Source organism: Micromonospora sp. SD12, from assembly GCF_052068495.1.
GTDB lineage: Bacteria > Actinomycetota > Actinomycetes > Mycobacteriales > Micromonosporaceae > Micromonospora > Micromonospora echinofusca.
In genome coordinates this window covers 247,919-266,309 of sequence record NZ_JBQHDF010000004.1, presented here as the reverse complement: position 1 = coordinate 266,309, position 18,391 = coordinate 247,919, and the positions used below count along the sequence as shown (strand labels likewise).

Annotated in this window: 16 protein-coding genes; 7 read left to right on the top strand and 9 right to left on the bottom strand. The window is 74.5% G+C overall.

The genetic code is table 11. From position 1 onward, the window contains the following. Window positions 1-15: 15 nt before the first annotated feature. Entirely contained in the window at window positions 16-3,684 is a 3,669-nt protein-coding gene (locus ACTMS2_RS11110; RefSeq protein ID WP_441175320.1) for a SpoIIE family protein phosphatase, read from the top strand. Window positions 3,685-3,717: 33 nt separating this feature from the next. Here the strand turns inward: ACTMS2_RS11110 and ACTMS2_RS11105 are convergent, their stop codons facing one another. Then, on the bottom strand, window positions 3,718-4,035 hold the full coding sequence (locus tag ACTMS2_RS11105; RefSeq protein ID WP_441175319.1) for an STAS domain-containing protein: 318 nt from the start codon (window positions 4,033-4,035) through the stop codon (window positions 3,718-3,720). Window positions 4,036-4,129: 94 nt separating this feature from the next. Here ACTMS2_RS11105 and map point away from each other — a divergent pair, with 94 nt between their 5' ends. Beyond that, entirely contained in the window at window positions 4,130-4,987 is an 858-nt protein-coding gene (map, locus tag ACTMS2_RS11100) for a type I methionyl aminopeptidase (RefSeq protein ID WP_101414626.1), read from the top strand. Continuing rightward, a complete protein-coding gene (locus ACTMS2_RS11095; RefSeq protein ID WP_089001501.1) occupies window positions 4,984-5,700 on the top strand; it encodes a VIT1/CCC1 transporter family protein in 717 nt (238 codons plus the stop codon). Before map ends, ACTMS2_RS11095 begins: the two co-directional genes overlap by 4 nt. Window positions 5,701-5,815: 115 nt before the next feature. Here ACTMS2_RS11095 and ACTMS2_RS11090 read toward each other — a convergent pair whose 3' ends face one another. The 8 genes from ACTMS2_RS11090 to ACTMS2_RS11055 form a co-directional block, all read right to left on the bottom strand. Then, on the bottom strand, window positions 5,816-6,511 hold the full coding sequence (locus ACTMS2_RS11090) for a class I SAM-dependent methyltransferase (RefSeq protein WP_441175318.1): 696 nt from the start codon (window positions 6,509-6,511) through the stop codon (window positions 5,816-5,818). 124 nt (window positions 6,512-6,635) lie between these two features. Next, window positions 6,636-7,361 (bottom strand): nucleotidyltransferase domain-containing protein, encoded by a 726-nt coding sequence (locus ACTMS2_RS11085; protein ID WP_441175317.1) that lies wholly within the window; start codon window positions 7,359-7,361, stop codon window positions 6,636-6,638. A gap of 9 nt (window positions 7,362-7,370) precedes the next feature. Then, complete coding sequence (locus ACTMS2_RS11080; RefSeq protein WP_441175316.1) at window positions 7,371-7,871, bottom strand: nitroreductase/quinone reductase family protein; 501 nt, start codon at window positions 7,869-7,871, stop codon at window positions 7,371-7,373. Between the two features lie 28 nt (window positions 7,872-7,899). Beyond that, entirely contained in the window at window positions 7,900-10,602 is a 2,703-nt protein-coding gene (locus ACTMS2_RS11075) for an FtsX-like permease family protein (protein WP_441175315.1), read from the bottom strand. Next, window positions 10,599-11,357 carry an ABC transporter ATP-binding protein gene (locus ACTMS2_RS11070; RefSeq protein WP_441175314.1) on the bottom strand — a complete coding sequence of 253 codons (759 nt, stop codon included), beginning with the start codon at window positions 11,355-11,357 and terminating at the stop codon, window positions 10,599-10,601. Before ACTMS2_RS11070 ends, ACTMS2_RS11075 begins: the two co-directional genes overlap by 4 nt. After that, a complete protein-coding gene (locus ACTMS2_RS11065) occupies window positions 11,354-11,941 on the bottom strand; it encodes a PadR family transcriptional regulator (protein WP_363897347.1) in 588 nt (195 codons plus the stop codon). The genes ACTMS2_RS11070 and ACTMS2_RS11065 overlap by 4 nt, the downstream gene beginning before the upstream one ends. A gap of 66 nt (window positions 11,942-12,007) precedes the next feature. Then, window positions 12,008-12,454, bottom strand: a complete 447-nt coding sequence (locus tag ACTMS2_RS11060; RefSeq protein ID WP_441175313.1) for a ferritin-like domain-containing protein — start codon at window positions 12,452-12,454, stop codon at window positions 12,008-12,010. Then, window positions 12,451-12,900, bottom strand: a complete 450-nt coding sequence (locus ACTMS2_RS11055) for a hypothetical protein (RefSeq protein ID WP_441175489.1) — start codon at window positions 12,898-12,900, stop codon at window positions 12,451-12,453. The genes ACTMS2_RS11060 and ACTMS2_RS11055 overlap by 4 nt, the downstream gene beginning before the upstream one ends. A 229-nt stretch (window positions 12,901-13,129) precedes the next feature. On the opposite strand from ACTMS2_RS11055, the gene rimP reads away from it, so the two are divergent. The 4 genes from rimP to infB all read left to right on the top strand — a co-directional run bounded on the left by rimP (window position 13,130) and on the right by infB (window position 18,307). Next, window positions 13,130-13,819 carry a ribosome maturation factor RimP gene (gene rimP / locus ACTMS2_RS11050; RefSeq protein ID WP_441175312.1) on the top strand — a complete coding sequence of 230 codons (690 nt, stop codon included), beginning with the start codon at window positions 13,130-13,132 and terminating at the stop codon, window positions 13,817-13,819. Beyond that, on the top strand, window positions 13,816-14,859 hold the full coding sequence (gene nusA / locus ACTMS2_RS11045) for a transcription termination factor NusA (protein WP_357719650.1): 1,044 nt from the start codon (window positions 13,816-13,818) through the stop codon (window positions 14,857-14,859). Before rimP ends, nusA begins: the two co-directional genes overlap by 4 nt. Before the next feature lie 16 nt (window positions 14,860-14,875). Beyond that, window positions 14,876-15,208, top strand: coding sequence for a YlxR family protein (locus tag ACTMS2_RS11040; RefSeq protein WP_363621200.1), 333 nt, complete (start codon window positions 14,876-14,878; stop codon window positions 15,206-15,208). 93 nt (window positions 15,209-15,301) lie between these two features. Beyond that, complete coding sequence (gene infB / locus ACTMS2_RS11035; protein WP_441175311.1) at window positions 15,302-18,307, top strand: translation initiation factor IF-2; 3,006 nt, start codon at window positions 15,302-15,304, stop codon at window positions 18,305-18,307. Window positions 18,308-18,391: the final 84 nt, after the last annotated feature.

Sequence of the window (18,391 nt, the reverse complement as noted above, 5' to 3'; positions counted from 1 at the left end):
GGAGCGGGAGGAACTATGAGCTCGGCCCAGGGGGGCGTGGACGAGGGTTGCCCGGCCGAGGGAGGGCAGGACGCCGAGTTCCCCCCGATGCTGGCCGCCGCCTTCGCCGGCGGCGGCGAGATGGGCGAGCTGATGCGCCGCGTCGACTGGTCGGCCCATCCGCTCGGCACGCCCGACCGCTGGCCGGCGACGCTCTGCTCGGCGATCGGCCTGATGCTCGCCTCGAGCGCGCAGATCGTCATCTTCTGGGGCGAGGATGAACTCGCCTTCTACAACGACGCCTACCGCCCCACGATCGGCGACAAGCACCCCGACGTGCTGGGCCGGCCGGCCCGCGAGCACTGGGTGGAGACCTGGAGCGTACTCGGGCCCCTGCTGGAGGGTGTCCGGCGCGTCAGCCGGTCGTACCGCGCGCAGGACCACCCCTTCCCGCTCGACCGCCGCGGCTTCTTGGAGGAGACGTACTTCGACGTCTCCTACGACCCGATCCTGGGCACCGACGGCACGGTCGACGGCGTCTTCTGCATCGTCAACGAGACCACCGGCCGGGTGGTCGGGGAGCGCCGGCTGCGGCTGCTGGCCGAGCTGGGCACCGTGCTGGCCGAGGTCGACAGCAGCCCCGCGCTGGGCCGGGCGGCCACGGCGGTGCTCGACCGGCACCGGTCGGACGTGCCGTTCGCGTTGGTGCACCTGCCCGGCGGAACCGGCGACGTCGTGCTGGCCGGGTGCAGCGGCGTCGATCCCGGGGCGGTCGTCATGTCCCCGCCGGCGCGGCTCGCCGAGGTCGTCGCTTCCGGCACCGCCACCACCGTCGCGGTGACCGACCTGCTCGCCGAGGCCCCGGACGATGCGACCGGTGAGGCACTGGTGCTGCCGGTCACCGCCGGGAACGAGACCGTCGGCACGCTGGCGGTCGGCGTGGCCCGCCGGCAGCCGCTCACCGAGGAGTACCGGGACTTCTTCGACCTGGTCGCCGCGCAGATCTCCCGGGCCGTCGGGCGGCAGCGGGCGTACGAGCAGGAACGCGCCCGCGCTGCCGAGCTGGCCGCCCTCGACCGGGCCAAGACGAACTTCTTCGCCAACGTCAGCCACGAGTTCCGCACCCCGCTGACCCTGGTGCTCGGCCCGCTGGAGGACCTGCTGGCCGACCCGGCGCTGCCCGAGGCCTACACCGACCGGCTCACCACCATGCACCGCAACGCGCTGCGGCTGCTCAAGCTGGTCAACACGGTGCTCGACTTCTCCCGGCTGGAGTCCGGGCGGCTGACCGCCCGCTACCAGCCCACCGACCTCGCCGACTACACCGCCCGCCTGGCCAGCACGTTCCGGTCGGCCACCGAGCGCACCGGGCTGCGCCTGGTCGTGGACTGCCCACCGCTGCCGGCGCCGGTCTTCGTGGACCGGGACATGTGGGAGAAGGTCGTGCTCAACCTCGTCTCGAACGCGGTGAAGTTCACCTTCGACGGCGAGATCCGGGTACGGGTCCGCGCCGTCGACGGGGCCGCGCGGCTGGAGGTCACCGACACCGGCGTCGGCATCGTGCCGGAGGAGCTGCCGCAGATCTTCGAGCGCTTCCACCGGGTGCCCGGGATGCGCTCACGCAGCCACGAGGGCACCGGCATCGGCCTGGCGCTGGTCCGAGAGCTGGTCGAGATGCACGGCGGCGAGGTGGCCGTGCGCAGCCGCGTCGACGAGGGCAGCACGTTCACGGTGACCGTTCCGTTCGGCGCCGGGCACCTGCCGGCCGAGCGGATCGCCCACGCCGAGGCGACGGCGCGGCTCGATCTGGCGCACGCCGACCTCTACGTCGCGGAGACGGGGCTCTGGACGAGCGCCGCCGGCCCCGTCGACGGGGCCGGGGGGACGCGGGGGACCGGCGCCGCCGGGCGGATCCTGGTCGCCGACGACAACGCCGACCTCCGCGAGCACGTCACCCGGCTGCTCTCGCCGTCCTGGGAGGTGGTCGCGGTCACCGACGGAGTGGAGGCGCTGCGGCAGGCCGTCGACGGCTCGTTCGACCTGGTGCTGACCGACGTGATGATGCCCCGGCTGGACGGGTTCGGCCTGGTCGCCGCGCTGCGCGCGGATCCGCGTACCCGCCACGTGCCGATCGTGCTGCTCTCCGCCCGCGCCGGCTCCGCCGAGGAGGTCGCCGGGCTGGCGGTGGGTGCCGACGACTACCTGACGAAGCCCTTCTCCGGCCAGGAGCTGACCGCCCGGGTGCGGGCCAACGTCGAGCTGGGCCAGCTCCGTGGCCAGATCATCCGGGGGTTGCGGGCCCTGGCCGACGCGGCGGTGGCGGTCAACACCGCCCGCTCCACGGCCGACGTGCTCCAGGTCGCCGCGCGGCACGCCCTGAGCCTCGCCGAGGCCGCCCGGGTGGTGGTCTCGGCCACCGGGATGCGCTTCGAGGCCGACGGCGGCGGGCTGGCCTCGATCGAGCCGTCCTTCGTGCTGCCGCTGACCGGCACCGCCGGCGAACGGCTCGGCGAGCTGCGGGTCTGGCGCCCGGACGGCGACGGGGCCCACACCGACGAGGCCGCGCTCACCCAGCTCGCCCGGCTGGTCGGGGTGCGGCTGGAGAACGCCCAGCTCTACGAGGCCGAGCACCGCATCGCCACCACGCTCCAGCACAGCCTGCTGCCCCGGTCGCTGCCGCAGCTGCCGGGCGCCCTGGTGGCCAGCCGCTACCTGCCGGGCAGCGCCGACGTGGAGGTCGGCGGAGACTGGTACGACGTGATCGCGCTCGGCGACGACGAGCTGGTGCTGGCGATCGGCGACGTGGTGGGCAAGGGCGTACCGGCCGCCGCGGCGATGGGCCAGCTGCGCAACGGGCTGCGGGCGTACCTGCTGGAGGGCTTCGACCCCGGTGAGTCGCTGACCCGGCTCAACCGGCTCGTCGGCACGACCGAGGGGCGGTCCTTCGCGACCGTCTTCTGCCTGTGGTTCAGTCCGCGCACCGGCCGGATGCGGTACGCCAGCGCCGGTCATCCGTCCCCCCTGCTGATCCGAGGAGACGACGTGGCGTTCCTGCACGGCCGGGCGCTCGGGCCGCCGGTCGGGGCGATCCCCGACACGACCTACGGGACGGTCGAGGGGGAGCTGACCGCCGGGAGCCGGTTGCTGCTCTACACCGACGGGCTCATCGAGGACCGGCAACTCGGCATCGACGCCTCGTTGGACCTGCTGCGGCAGGACGCGGCCACCCCCGGCGAGCACGTGACCGACCTGATCGACGCCGTGGTGGAGCGCGTCGCCGGCCGGCCCCTGCGCGACGACGTCGCGGTGCTCGCCCTGGAGGCGGCGGAACTCAACCGGTTCGCGCTGCGGCTGCCGGCCGATCCCACCCGGCTCAGCGTGCTGCGCAAGCGGTTGGAGGACTTCCTCGTCGCGCACCAGGTCACCGAGACGGACCTGTTCGACCTGACCGTCGCCATCTCCGAGGCGGCGGCCAACGCCATCGAGCACCCCGTCGAGCCGGCCGAGCCGACGATCAGCGTCGAGGTGACCATTCACGACCGCACGGTGGTGGCCTCGGTGCGCGACAGCGGCCGGTGGCGGGAGTCGACCGGCTCGGGCTTCCGGGGGCGGGGGCTGTCCCTCATCGAGGCGCTGGGGGAGCTGTCGGTGACCCGTACCGCCGAGGGGACCGAGGTGACGTTGCGCCGGCGGCTGTCGGACTGAGCGCGCGACCGACGGCGTCGCCCGGCGCGGGGCTCAGGCCGGTCGGAGCCAGGCCTGGTCGCCCAGGCCGGAGATCTCCAGCACCCGGTGGACCTGCCGCGACGGCAGCACGGCGAGCGTGCCGGGGAACTGCTGGGCCAGCCGGACCACCGCGTGGATCGCCGCCGAGTCGAAGAAGGTGACCGCCCGCAGGTCGAGCGTCACCCGCTCGGCCGGCTCCCGCAGCGCGGTCTGGTACATGACGTCGGCGGTGGCCATGTCGACCTCGCCGGTCACCAGGACGCGAAGGTGGGCGCCGTCGATCTCCGCGCTGGCGGAGAAGACGGGAGACGTGCCGCCCCCTTGATCCACGGAGCCACAATGGCACAGCGAACCTTGCACGGCAACAACCGTTCCCGGCGGGCGGTGGCGGGGGTCACCATCGTCGCGGCGATAAACTCGGGCCATGACCGTCCGTGCGCCGCTGACCCCAGGCACGCTCTCCCCGCTGCGGCCCGTGCCCGCCCACATCGTCCGCCCGGAGTACGTGGGCAAGAAGCGTCCCCAGGAATGGCGCGGCTCGCACGTGCAGACACCGGAGACGATCGAGAAGATGCGGGTCGCCGGCCGGCTCGCCGCGCAGGCCACCCAGCTCGCCGGCGAGCACTGCAAGCCCGGCGTGACCACCGACGAGATCGACCGGGTCGTGCACGAGTTCCTCTGCGACCACGGCGCCTACCCCTCGACGCTGGGCTACAAGGGCTTCCCCAAGTCCTGCTGCACCAGCCTCAACGAGGTGATCTGCCACGGCATCCCCGACTCCACGGTGCTGGCCGACGGCGACATCATCAACGTCGACGTCACCGCGTACCTCGACGGCGTGCACGGCGACACGGACGCCACCTTCTGCGTGGGCGAGGTCGACGAGGAGGCCCGGCTGCTGGTCGAGCGGACCCACGAGGCGATGATGCGCGGCATCCGCGCGGTCGCCCCCGGCCGCCAGATCAACGTGATCGGCCGGGTCATCGAGTCGTACGCGAAGCGCTTCGGCTACGGCGTCGTACGCGACTTCACCGGCCACGGCATCGGCGAGGCCTTCCACAGCGGGCTCTACGTGCCGCACTACGACAGCCCGCGTCCCACGGACGTGATGGAGCCGGGGATGACCTTCACCATCGAGCCGATGATCACCCTCGGCACCCACCAGTACGACATGTGGGACGACGGTTGGACCGTGGTGACGAAGGACCGCCGCTGGACGGCCCAGTTCGAGCACACCATCGTGGTGACCGAGGACGGTCACGAGATCCTCACCCTGCCGTGACGGACACTCCGGCGGCGCTGCGTGAGGCGCACCACGCGGACGTCTCCGGCGGCTGGCTGCGTCCGGCCGTCTTCGGGGCGATGGACGGTCTGGTCACCAACATCGCCCTGATCGCCGGCGTGGCGGGTGGCGGGGTGTCGCCCCGCAGCGTCGTGCTCACCGGCGTGGCCGGCCTGGTCGCCGGCGCCATCTCGATGGGGCTGGGGGAGTACACGAGCGTCCGCTCGGCCAACGAACAGGTCGCCGCCGAGGTCGCCAAGGAACGCCGCGAGCTGGAGCGGCACCCCGAGGCCGAGGCACGCGAACTGGCCGCGGCGTGGGTCGCCCGGGGGCTGGCCCCCGATCTCGCCATGCAGGTCGCCGAGGCCGTCCGCCGCAACCCGGACGAGGCCCTGCGGGTGCACGTCCGGGAGGAACTCGGCGTCGACCCGGACGACCAGCCGAGCCCCTGGGCGGCGGCCATCTCGTCGTTCCTGTTCTTCTCGGTCGGGGCGCTGGTGCCGCTGCTGACCTACCTGTTCGGCGCGACCAGCCTGTGGCTGGCACTCGCGGTCGGCGGGCTCGGGCTCTTCCTGGCCGGGGCGGTGGTCGCCCGCTTCACCGCGCGCTCCTGGTGGTCCGGGGGCCTGCGTCAGCTCCTGCTCGGCGCGGCGGCGGCCGGCGCGACATACCTGATCGGCGCCCTCATCGGCGTCCAGGGTGGCCTCGGCTGAGCGTGGAGCCCGGTCGGCCGGGCCGGGCGTCCCCTGCCGCTGCTTCCCGAGCCGGGCGGTGCGCGGGGGCGGGATCACCGTCCTCATCTGGCTGCCATGGTCGACAGGACGGGCCCTAGGCGGACTCGAGGACGAAGAAGAGGAAACACATGAAGGACCCGGAGTTCATGTCGGGTGGGAGCAGTTCCGCGGGAGTGTCCGGAGAAGGGGGCGGCTCGCTGATCGTCGCGATGCGGAAGCCGGCAGCAGCAAAAGCATCTGCGATGGCGTGCAGCGGCCGGTGCCAGTAGGTCAGCCACACGGTCTGGCCGTCCATGACGTAGTCCTCGGAGTACTTCGTCAGCGCAAAGTAGTCGGCCTTGGGATACGCGATCGCATAGACGGCGGGGTGGATGACCGAGAGGATCAGGCGACCGCCCGGCTTCAGCACGCGACGCAGTTCGGCGAGGGGACCGGACCAGTCCTCCAGGTAGTGCAGGACCAGGGACGCGACGACGTCGTCGAACTCGGCGTCTGCGAACGGCAGTGGCGCGCTCAGGTCCGCCACGTGCAGGTCGGCGTCTTCACCCAGCCTCCGGCGGGCCAGGTCGACCATGGCCGCACTCGCGTCAAAGCCGGTGACCACGGCCCCCTTGGCGCGCAGCGCGGCTGACAACGGGCCGGTACCGCAGCCCGCGTCGAGGATCCGGCGGCCTCGTACGTCGCCGGCGAGACGGAGCATCTCAGGTCGCTCGTAGTACGCGTTGAAGAGGTTGGACTCGTTCTCCGCCGAATAGGCGTTCGCAAATCTGTCGTAGTCACTTGTCGTCACCGTGACCCCATTCCCATGAGAGGCAAGGATGCGTTCCTGCCAAAGCCGCGTGGGTGCGACATGCAAGCACCAGTTCGTGCGCGTGGGCCGGGGTCCGATCCCACGTCCCGTCCGCCCGGCACCGTCAGCCGGCGAGCAGGTCGTCGACCGTGCCGTCGACGGGGCGGCCCCGGGCCGCCAGCTCGTCCGCCTGGCGGGCCAGGACGGCGCCCACCTCCGTCATGTCCGCGCCCGCCAGGCCGGTGCGGCGTACGGCGTCGCCCGGGTCACGGAAGTAGGTGCGGCTGAGCAGGCCGTTGACCGTGGCCGCCGCCAGTCGCGCCTCGCCGAGCATCAGCAGCGCCTGGTCGGTCTCGTACCACTCGGCCAGCCGGGCGGCCCGGGCGTGCGCCGCGCCGCCCCGGTACCAGGCCCGGCGGGCCGCCGTGCTGAACTCGCCCGGCCGGGCCCGGGCCAGCCGGCCTAGATGCTCGTCGCGCAGCGTGCGCAGCCAGCCGGTCGGATCGTGCAGGGCGCGGGTGCTGACGTACCGGTCGGCGGTCAGCGGCCAGAGCGAGGAGATCACCCGGGCCTGGCGCAGGTAGTCGTCCGCGCCCGCCACGGTCAGGTCGACCAGCACGCCGTCGACGCGCCGGGTCGCCGGCGAGGGACCGCCGCCGGGCCGGTACGTCACCACCAGCAGCCCGACCTCGCCGTCTCCGCCGCCGTCGTCGTCGCCGTGCGCCAGCGGGCCGTGCACCGCGACCGCCAGCACGTCGGCCGGGAACCGTCGGCGCACGGCGTCGGCGACCCGCCCGGCCACCGCCCACCGTGGATCGTCGGGGTGGGGTTCGCCGTCGGCGCCGGTCACCGCGCCAGCCTATGCGGGGGCGCCCGGCCCGCCCGGCACGCCGCGCCCGGTGGGCACCAGCCGGAAGACGAGGATCTCCCGACCGCCGGCCCGCCGCGCGTACGCCCGGTAGGCGGGCCACTCGGTGACCAGCAGGCGCCAGAGGCGGTCCCGTTCGGCGCCGGTGGCGACCTCCGCGCGCACCGGCACGCGGCGACCCTTGACGGCCACCTCGGCGGCGGGATCGGCGCGCAGGTTCATCGCCCAGCCCGGCTGGTGGGCCTGGCCGAAGTTGGAGCCGACCACCACGTACGCGTCGCCGTCGGGCACGTAGAGCAGCGGGTTGCTGCGCGGCCTGCCGGAGCGGCGGCCGGTGGTCGTGATGACCAGCGACGGGATGAGCCCGAGCGCGACCACCCGGCCCCGGGTGAGCCGCCCGACCATCCGGTCGGCGGGGACGAGCAGGCGGACGGCGGCGCCGAACCAGCGGTGGTGGCCGACCCGGCGGGTGAGGGCTCCCAGTACGGGCACGGCAACCAGTGTGCCCCCTGCCCGTCCGTCAGTCGAGACGTCGCTCGACCGGCAGCCGGGAGCGGGTGAACAGTCCCGCGCCGAGCATCGCGACCAGCGGCACCACCACCAGGACGCCGAGCGTGGCCCACGGGACCACCACCGGGTACGGCTCCGGGACGGGCCACAGGCTGGCGTAGCGGCGGTTGAGGGCGGTCAGGATGATCAACGCGGAGCCGAGGCCGGCGGCGATGCCGAGCACGGAGCCCAGCACGGCGATCACCCCGGACTGGCAGAGCGAGAGCAGCCGGCGCAGCCCCGGCCCGGCGCCGACCGCCGCGAGGGTCGACAGGTCCGCCCGACCCTCGGCCGCGGCCAGCCCGGTGGCGATGCCGGCGGCGCCCACCGTGACGACCCCGGCGGCGACGGCCAGCAGGAGCAGCAGCGGCCGTCCCGCGTCGCGCTGGGTACCCCGGTCGATCTCGACATACGCGCGGAGCGGACGTACGGCGGCGACGAACCGGCCCTGCCGGTCCTCGTCGGGCACGCCGTCGGCGGCGATCGCCCAGCCGCGCGGCTGGACGCTCAGGCCGAGCCGCTGGGCGGCCGCCGGGGAGAGCAGCAGCCGGTCCGCCTCCAGCCCGGTGGGCAGCGGATACCCGGCGACGGCGGTGACGGCCGGGGGGTGGGGCCGGGCCTGCCCGGGGCGGGTCACCCGCACATCGACCCGCCCGTCGCGCACGTAGCGCGGATCGGTCACCACCGCGCCGCCGGCCCGCAGCACGGCGGTGGCGGCGGCGACGTCGGCGGGGGCGGCGCCGGTGAGCACCGGCAGGGCCGTCCCGTCGTCCACCAGCACGTGGAAGGTCCCGCCGAGATGGTCCTCGGGTTCCGCGCAGCGGGCGTCCGCGCGGGCCCGACGCTGCTGCGCCGGGGTGAGCCGGTCGCCCGGCGTCCACGGGCAGACGCGCTCGGCGGGCAGCACCGGCGAGACGATGCACAGCCCGGTGTCCGGCCCGCACCGGGGCTCCACCAGCGGCGCCACCGTGCGGGCCCCCAGGTGGTCGCGCGCGGCCTCGCTGACCCGGGACAGGTCGGGTGGGCGGTCCGGGTCCGACCCGGTGACCAGCACCGTGGCGGACGGCAGGGTCGGCAGGTAGATCGTCGCCGACCGGGCGTCGTCGCTGGCCAGGTACACCCCGACGGCGACGCTGCCGGCGACCGCCGCCATCACGGCGGAGATCGCGGGCGCGGTCGACGACCGGTTGCGGCTGGCGTCGCGCAGCGCGATCCGGGGCGCCAGCGGCAGCGACCGCCCGAGGCGGGCGAGCACGCCGACCAGCGTCGGGGTGGCGAAGACCAGGCCCAGCTCGCCGAGGACGAGGCCGGCCAGGATGACCGCCGGCGCCGTCCGGGCCGCCCCGAACGCGGCCACCGCGGCCCCGCCGACGGCCAGGACCGCCCCGACGGTCAGCCAGCGCCGCCGGTGTGCCGGCGGGGTGCGCCGGCCGGCCAGCCCCGCCACCACGTCCTGCCGGGCGGCCGTCCAGGCCGGGGCCAGCGCGGCCAGCACCCCGGCCAGCACCGCGACGGCGGCGATCGCCGCGAGCGCCTCCGGCCAGCAGCGGTACGCGCCGAAGCGCGCGCCGAAGAGGTGCTGCTCCACCAGGGGGCGGCCGGCGAACGCGGCGGCGACGCCCAGCGCGACCCCGACGGCGGCGCCGACGGCACCCAGCACCACGCCGTCGGCCAGCACGATCCGGCGCAGGTGGGCGTCGTCCCCGCCCGCCACGGCGACCAGCGCGAGGTCCCGGCGCCGCCGCCGTACGCCGACCGCGAAGGCCGGCCCGACGAGCAGCACCACCTCCAGCAGCCCCAGCCCGCCGACGAGCACCGAGACGCTCATCCCCTCCACGTCCATGGCGGAGCGGCCGTACGGCGCGAACGTGACGGTGTCCGACGCCGGGGCGGGGACACGGGCGTGCACCACGACGCCGTGCGCGTTGAGCCGGCGGAACAGCGCCTCGTCGGCGGTCCCGGGCAGGTCGACCAGCCAGCTCGTGCCCGGCTCGGTCTCCATCCGCCCTTCCGACGGGTGCAGCGTCACCACCGGGCCCAGGTCGTCGGGGTACTCGACCACGCCGACCACCCGCCAGGAGCGGGTGCCGTCGCCGGAGGTGACGCTGCCGCCGAGGCGGGCGTCGAGGCGGCGCAGGGCCGCCGGGCTGACCGCGATCTCGTCCGGCCCGGCCGGCGCCCGTCCCGAGTGGAACCGGACCAGCCCGCGGCCGAGCGGATCGCCGAGGTCCACGGCGCGTCCCGTGAGGCCGTCGTCGACCCGCTCGCCGACCCGGGCGTCGAACGACACCCAGCGGCGCAGCGGGACCACCCGGCTCCCGGGCGGCAGGAGGGCGGTCACCTGCCCGGCGGTGACGGGTCCGGCCGAGGGAACGTCCTCCGGGTCGGAGCGCCAGGTTTCGGCCCAGGCGCTCTGCACGATCGGGACCCGCACCACCCAGCTCAGCTCCGCGTCGGCCGCGCCGAGCTGGCGGTCGGCCCGCTCGACCGGCGTCAGCTCGGACATCCGCCAGCTCACCGCGGTGAAGGTCAGCACCAGCACCGGCAGCGTGATCATCGCCAGCACCAGCGCCGTACGCCCCCGGGCCCGCCGGGCCTCCCGCCGGGCGATCCGCAGCGCCGCCCACCAGGAGCCGGCCGCCCGGGCGAGCCGGCCGCCCCGGCCCGTGCTCACCGACCGCTGCCGCTCAGCAGTTGCTCCACGCTGCCCAGCGGGGCCGTCGTGTCGACCAGCACCCCGTCGCGCAGGAAGACCACCCGATCGGCCCAGGCGGCGTGCCGCGCCTCGTGGGTGACCAGCACGGCGGCGGCCCCGGCGTCGACCCGCCGGCGCAGCAGGTGCAGCACCGCCTCACCGGTCTGCGAGTCCAGCGCGCCGGTCGGCTCGTCGGCGAGCACCAGCCGCCGTTCGCCGACGAGCGCGCGGGCGATCGCCACCCGCTGCTGCTGCCCGCCGGAGAGCTGGTCGGGGAACCGGTCGCCCAGCTCGGGCAGACCCACCTCGGCCAGCGCGTCGAGCGCCAGGCGGCGGGCCCGCCGTACGCCCGTGCCGTCGAGTTCGAGGGGGAGGGCGACGTTCTCCACGGCGCTCAGGCTGCCGAGCAGGTTGAGATCCTGGAAGACGTAGCCGATCCGCCGTCGTCGCACCTGGGCCAGCCGCCGCCGGTCCAGGGCGCCGAGCGGCTCGCCCTCGACGTACACCTCGCCCGCGGTCGGGCCGTCCAGCCCGCCGGCCAGGGCGAGCAGGGTCGACTTCCCGGAGCCGGACGGGCCCATCACGGCGACGAGCTCCCCCGCGCGCACGGCGAGACTCACCCCGCGCAGGGCGTGCACGGCCGCCGCGCCGGCGCCGTGGGTGCGGTGCACGTCACGTACGTCGAGCACGGGCGTGGTCGGGCTTCCGGCCGCGGGCCCGTTCCCCGTGGTCACCGTCGCGCCTCCTCGTCGGCCCGGTCCACCGCCTCGGCAGGCGTCGTCGGGACGCGCCCGGGCTGCGCCGGACGGTAGCGCACGAGGCTGGTCTCGCAGTGGTCCAGCCAGCGCACCTCGGCCTCGGCCTGGAAGACCATGGCGTCCAGCACGAGCCGCCACGGCAGGTCCTCGGGGCGGTCGCTGGCGTACTTCAACCGCGTCAACTCCTGCAACGCCCGCATGGTCGCGCTGCGCTGGGTCTGCACCACCGACCGGACGTCGACGCCGGGGGTGGTCAGGGCGAGGGCCAGCTTGATCGCCAGCTCGTCCCGGGGCCGGTCGGTGCGGCTGATCGGTGTGGCGAACCACAGGGCCAGGTCCGCCCGCCCGGCGTCGGTGATCTCGTACGGGCGTTGCCCGGCCTCACTCTCGGGCAGCGACCGGACCAGCCCGTCCCGCTCCAAACGGGACAGCGTGGTGTAGACCTGCCCGATGTTCAGCGGCCAGGTCGAGCCGGTCGACTCCTCGAACGCGGCGCGCAGCTGGTAGCCGTACATCTGGCCGCGTTCGAGCAGGGCGAGCAGCCCGTGACGGATGGACATGGCAACGGAGTATGCATACCTGGTATGCGACCCGCAACCGGAGCGGGGTCGACGGGGTCGGGCCGGTCAGGCCGGGCGACCCGGGAACGGCACCGTCAGCGGGGTGATCCCGGCCATCCGTCGCCACCGGGTGGCCCGCAGGGCGTACTCGACCAGGGCGGCCAGGGCCCGGTCCCGGTCGGCGCCGGTGGTGGCCGGCACCGCCGCCCGCCAGAACGCGGCCGTGCGCTCCTCCACCTCGACGGCCAGCCGCAGCGCGCTCGCCTTATCGGTGACCGGGAACGGCAGCGTGTAACCGGCCCGGTCCGCCGGGACGCTCCCGCCGCCGGTGCTCAACTGCACGATCAGCTCGTCGCGGCGGCGCCGGTGGGCGGCCTCCGCCTCCCTCGCGGCGGTCCGGGCGGCGCCGGTGAGACGTACCCCGATGGGCCCGTACGCCCAGATCGCGGCGTACTCGGCGGTGAGGGCGGCGGCGAGCGCCCCGGCGGGTCCGGCCGGTGTCGGTGTGGTCACTTCAACGCCTCCACGTGCGTGGCCCGGGCGGCGACGATCGAGGCGAGCAGCGCGGCCCGCTCCGCCGGGGCCGCCGCGCAGGCCCTGGTCGCCGTCTCCCGGCCGGCCCGTTCACTCTCGCGCAGGGCGGCCCGCGCCGCCGCCGGGTCGCCCGGCGTGGCGGTCGTGGCGGGGGCGGATCCCGAGGGCAGCGGTACGCCGACGAGCCGGGCCAGCTCCGCCGCGTGCGCGCGGTGCGCCTCGGCGATCGGGGTGAGCAGGGCGGCGAGGGCGGGGTGCGCGGCGGCGGCGTCCCGGTGCCCGGCGGCGAGCCGGAGCGACTCGTCGAGCAGCGGCGTGAGCGGGTCGGGCTCGGGGGCGGGTTCGTCGCCGCGGTCGAGCAGACCGCAGCCGGTCAGCGGCGCCGCAGCCCCGCCGAGCGCCAGGAGCGCCCCGGCGCGCAGCACGTTGCGCCGGGAATGCCCGGTTGTCTCGCCGCGTCGTGTCGTTCTGCCCCTCGCCACCGGACAAGTCAACACCATCACCGGCCGTACGTGGGCCACCGGCGTCGGTGCGCCGCCCGGCCCGGCGCCCGGTAGGCGCGTTACGCTCTGCGCAGCCACCGGCGCGTCAGCTCCGGTGGCGTGCCGGCATGGCGGCCGACCGGGTGCCGTCGATCAGCAGGAGGGTGCGGAGATGACGCAGCGTGGCCGTGCCACGAGGTCGACGGGTCCGGCGGGGAGGCCCCGACGCGCCGACGCCCCCCGGGGCGGGGAGCGTGCCGGCGGCCCGCGCGGCGACCTCGCCGCCCGGCGGGCCCGGCTGCGTGACGTGATCGAGCCGGTGGTCACCGCCGCCGGCTACGACCTGGAGGAGCTCTCCGTCTCCCGGGCCGGCCGACGGCACGTGGTGCGGGTGATCGTGGACGCCGACGGCGGGATCAGGCTGGACGCCGTCGCCGAGGTGTCCCGGGCCGTCTCGGCGGCCCTCGACGCGGCCGAGGAGTCCGGGGGCGACATCGTCGCCGGGGAGTACCAGCTGGAGGTCAGCTCCCCGGGCGTGGACCGGCCGCTGACGCTGCCCCGGCACTGGCGGCGCAACGTCGGTCGGCTGGTGAAGGTGACCGCGCGCGGCGCGGGCGCCCAGGCCGAGCAGGCCGCCGGCGACCGGCAGGTCACCGGCCGGGTGGTCGAGGCCGACGACGAGCGCGTGGTGCTGGAGACCGACGCCGGCCGCGCCACCTGGACGTACGCAGAGCTCGGCCCCGGCCGGGTGCAGGTCGAGTTCCACCGCCTCGACGAGATCGAGGAGACGGACGAACCCGACGACATGGACGACACCGACGACTTCGACGACGAAGATGATGTGGAGGACGAGGAGAGGTGAACATCGACCTCGCGGCGCTGCGCGCACTCGAGCGCGAGCGGGAGATCCCGTTCGACACGATCCTCGCGGCGATCGAGACCGCGCTGCTGACCGCCTACCGGCACACCGAGGGGGCGGAGTCGCACGCCCGGGTAGAGATCGACCGCAAGTCCGGCGCGGCCCTGGTCTACGCCCAGGAGTTGGACGACGACGGCACCGTGGTGCGGGAGTGGGACGACACCCCGCACGACTTCGGCCGGATCGCCGCCATGACCGCCAAGCAGGTGATCCTCCAGCGGCTGCGGGAAGCCACCGACGAGGTGCATTTCGGCGAGTACGTCGGCCGCGACGGTGACCTGGTCACCGGCGTGGTGCAGGCGCACGAGGCGCGCAGCGAGAAGGGCATCGTCAGCGTCGATCTCGGCAAGCTGGAGGGCGTCCTGCCGCAGTCCGAGCAGGTCCCCGGCGAGCGCTACGCGCACGGCGAGCGGATCCGCTGCGTGGTGGTGCACGTGGCGAAGGGGATGCGCGGCCCGCAGATCACCCTCTCCCGGTCGCACCCGGCGCTGGTGAAGAAGCTCTTCGCGCTCGAGGTGCCGGAGATCGCCGACGGCACGGTCGAGATCGGCGCGATCGCACGTGAGGCAGGTCACCGCACGAAGATCGCGGTCCGCTCCACGACCCAGGGCGTCAACGCCAAGGGCGCCTGCATCGGGCCGATGGGGCAGCGGGTCCGCGCGGTGATGAGCGAGCTGCACGGCGAGAAGATCGACATCATCGACTGGTCGGACGACCCGGCGACCTTCGTCGGCAACGCCCTGTCGCCGGCCAAGGCCCTGCGGGTCGAGGTGGTCGACCTGGCCAGCCGCACCGCCCGGGTCACCGTCCCGGACTTCCAGCTCTCCCTCGCTATCGGCCGGGAGGGGCAGAACGCCCGACTTGCGGCCCGGTTGACCGGTTGGCGGATCGACATCCGGTCCGACGCCGAGCAGGCTGGCGGCTCCGGCCGGGCCGGGGCTGATCACGTCCCGGAGCCGGGCGGCGCGATCTCGGGCGCCTAGGGGTAGACTTTCTCCAGTGGTACGACGCGCGCTGCCGGAACGCACCTGTGTGGGTTGCCGGCGACGTGCGCCGGCCAGCGAATTGCTGCGGATCGTCGCGGTCGGCGACGAGGCTGGTCACAGCCTTCGGCCCGATCCGGCCCGCAGGCTGCCGGGTCGGGGAGCGAACATGCACCCGGATCCGGCCTGCTTCGCGCAAGCGGTGCGGCGACGCGCCTTCGGGCGTGCGCTGCGCATCACCGGGGTCCCCGACCACGGTGAGCTCGCGGAGCACGTCGATGCGCCAACCACTACGTCCGGTCAGCCCGATCGGACGAGGGTCGCTAGCAGGGTAGGACGACCGACATGAGCACACGATGAAGTCCCTGAAATGACCAGGCTTCAAGTGCACGAGTGAGGTCGCTGCGGGTGCTGCCCGCACGACCTCGGAGTGAGGAGTGCAGTGGCAGGTAAGGCCCGCGTACACGAGCTTGCAAAAGAGCTCGGGGTCGAAAGCAAGACCGTTCTCGCCAAGCTCAAGGAGATGGGCGAGTTCGTGAAGTCCGCGTCCAGCACCGTCGAGGCGCCCGTCGCCCGACGGCTGCGCAGCGCGTTCGTCGCCTCCGCCGGTTCTCCGGCACCGGCCGCCCCGCCGGCGGCCGCCCCGGCGCCGACCCCGACCCCGACGCCCTCCCCGGCCCCCGGTGGGCCCCGGGTCTCGGCCAAGCCGATGCCGCCCCGGCGGCCGGCCGCGCCGACGCCCGGCCCGAAGCCCAAGGGCCCGGTGCCCGGTCCGCCGCAGCCCGCGGCCCCGGTCGCCAAGCCGGCGAGTGCCCACGACATCGAGGTGGCGGCCGCCGAGGCGCGTGCCGCCGCGCTGAAGGCCGAGCAGGAGGCGGCGGTCAAGGCCGCCCAGGCCGCTCGGCAGCAGCAGCGTGACAACGTCCGCCGGGAGCCCCCGGCCGACGGTGGCAACCGTCCCGGTCCCCGACCGGGTCCGGGTGCCATGCCGCCCCGCCCGGGTTCCCCGGCCGCCGGTCGTCCCGGCGCGCCGACGCCGGGCCCGGGTGGCCGTCCGGGCGGGCGTCCGCCGGCGCGCGGCGCCGGTAACAACCCGTTCGGCATCCAGGGCAGCCAGCAGCAGCAGCGGCCCCCGGCCGCCGGTGCGGGTGGTCCCCGGCCCAGCCCGGCCGGCATGCCGCCGCGTCCGAGCCCGGCCTCCATGCCGCCCCGTCCGAGCCCGGCCTCCATGCCGAGCCAGCGCCCCGCCACGGGTCGCCCCGGCCCCGGTGGTGCCGGTCGCGGTCCCGGCGGCGGCGCGGGTCGTCCCGGTGGCGGCGGTGGCGGTGGCTTCCGCGGCGGTCCCGGTGGCGGCGGCGGTGGCGGTGGCTTCCGCGGCGGTCCCGGTGGCGGCGGCGGTGGCGGTGGCTACCGTGGCGGTCCCGGTGGCGGCGGCGGTGCTCCGGGCGGCGGTTTCCGTCCGGGCGCTCCGGCCGGTGGCGGCGGTCGCCCCGGTGGCGGCGGTCGTGGCCGTGGCGGCGGCGCCGCGGGTGCCTTCGGGCGTCCGGGTGGCCGGCCGACGCGTGGTCGCAAGTCCAAGAAGCAGCGCAGACAGGAGTTCGACAACCTGTCGGCCCCGACCATGAGCTCGGGTGCTCCCCGGGGTCAGGGTCAGGTCGTCCGGCTCTCCCGTGGCGCCTCGCTGTCGGACTTCGCCGACAAGATCAACGCCAACCCGGGTTCGCTGGTCCAGGAGATGTTCAACCTGGGCGAGATGGTCACGGCGACCCAGTCGTGCTCCGACGACACCCTGCTGCTGCTGGGTGAGCACCTCGGCTTCAACGTGCAGATCGTCAGCCCGGAGGACGAGGACCGCGAGCTGCTCGCGCAGTTCAACATCGACCTCGACGCCGAGGTCGCGGAGGACCGCCTGGTCAGCCGTGCGCCGGTCGTGACCGTCATGGGTCACGTCGACCACGGTAAGACCAAGCTGCTCGACGCGATCCGCAAGGCGAACGTCGTGGCCGGCGAGGCGGGTGGCATCACCCAGCACATCGGTGCCTACCAGGTCCACGTGCCGCACGAGGGCGAGGACCGCGCGGTGACCTTCATCGACACCCCGGGTCACGAGGCGTTCACCGCCATGCGTGCCCGTGGTGCCCAGGTCACCGACATCGTGGTGCTGGTCGTCGCGGCCGACGACGGCGTCATGCCGCAGACGATCGAGGCGCTGAACCACGCCAAGGCGGCCGACGTGCCGATCGTGGTGGCGGTCAACAAGGTCGACAAGCCGGAGGCGAACCCGGACAAGGTCCGCCAGCAGCTGACCGAGTACGGCCTGGTCGCCGAGGAGTACGGCGGCGACACCATGTTCGTCAACGTGGCGGCGAAGCCGGGCATCGGCATCGACGAGCTGCTCGAGGCGGTCCTGCTGACCGCCGACGCGTCGCTGGAGCTGACCGCTCCGATCGACGGGCCGGCCCAGGGTGTGGCCATCGAGGCGCACCTGGACAAGGGGCGCGGTGCGGTGGCGACGGTGCTGGTGCAGAAGGGCACCCTGCGGGCGGGCGACTCCATCGTCGCCGGTGGGGCGCACGGCCGGGTCCGGGCGATGCTCGACGAGAACGGCAACCAGGTCTCCGAGGCCGGTCCGGCGCGTCCGGTCCTGGTGCTCGGTCTGACCGCGGTGCCCGGTGCCGGCGACACGTTCCTGGCGGCCGAGGACGACCGCACGGTGCGCCAGATCGCCGAGCAGCGGCAGGCACGGCGGCGGGCGGCGTCCTTCGCCAACTCCCGCGGCCGGGCCACCCTCGAGACGCTCATGGAGCAGCTCAAGGAGGGCGAGAAGACCTCGCTCAACCTGGTGCTCAAGGGCGACGTCTCCGGTTCCGTGGAGGCCCTCGAGGACGCGCTGTTCAACCTCGACATCCCGGAGGAGGTCCAGCTCAGGATCATCCACCGGGGCGTGGGCGCGATCACCGAGAGCGACGTCATGCTCGCGAGCGCGTCGTCCGAGCCGGTCACGATCATCGGTTTCAACGTGCGGGCCGCCAACAAGGTCCGCGAGATTGCCGACCGCGAGGCAGTGGAGATCCGGTACTACACCGTGATCTACCAGGCCATCGAGGAGATCGAGGCGGCGCTCAAGGGCCTGCTCAAGCCGGAGTACGAGGAGGTCGAGCTGGGCACCGCGGAGATCCGCGACGTCTTCCGCTCGTCCAAGATCGGCAACATCTCCGGTTGCATCGTCCGGTCGGGCATCATCCGGCGCAACGCCAAGGCGCGCCTGCTGCGCGACGGCTCGGTGGTGGCGGACAACCTCACCGTCAGCTCGCTCAAGCGGTTCAAGGACGACGCCACGGAGGTGCGCGAGGGCTTCGAGTGTGGTCTGACCCTGGGTGGTTACAACAACGTCCAGGTCGGCGACATCATCGAGACCTTCGAGATGCGGGAGAAGGTTCGCGCCTGATCCGGTGAACCACTGATCGGGGGGTTTACGCCGCAGGGCGTAAACCCCTTGATCATGTGGGGGTCCGTACGGGTATCGTCCGGG

Bases quoted from the DNA above. Each gene is read 5' to 3' on its own strand.
- ACTMS2_RS11110 (WP_441175320.1), top strand. From the start codon at position 16: ATGAGCTCGGCCCAGGGGGGCGTGGACGAGGGTTGCCCGGCCGAGGGA.
- rimP (WP_441175312.1), top strand. From the start codon at position 13,130: ATGACGCAGCGTGGCCGTGCCACGAGGTCGACGGGTCCGGCGGGGAGG.
- map (WP_101414626.1), top strand. From the start codon at position 4,130: ATGACCGTCCGTGCGCCGCTGACCCCAGGCACGCTCTCCCCGCTGCGG.
- ACTMS2_RS11065 (WP_363897347.1), bottom strand. From the start codon at position 11,941: ATGTCCATCCGTCACGGGCTGCTCGCCCTGCTCGAACGCGGCCAGATG.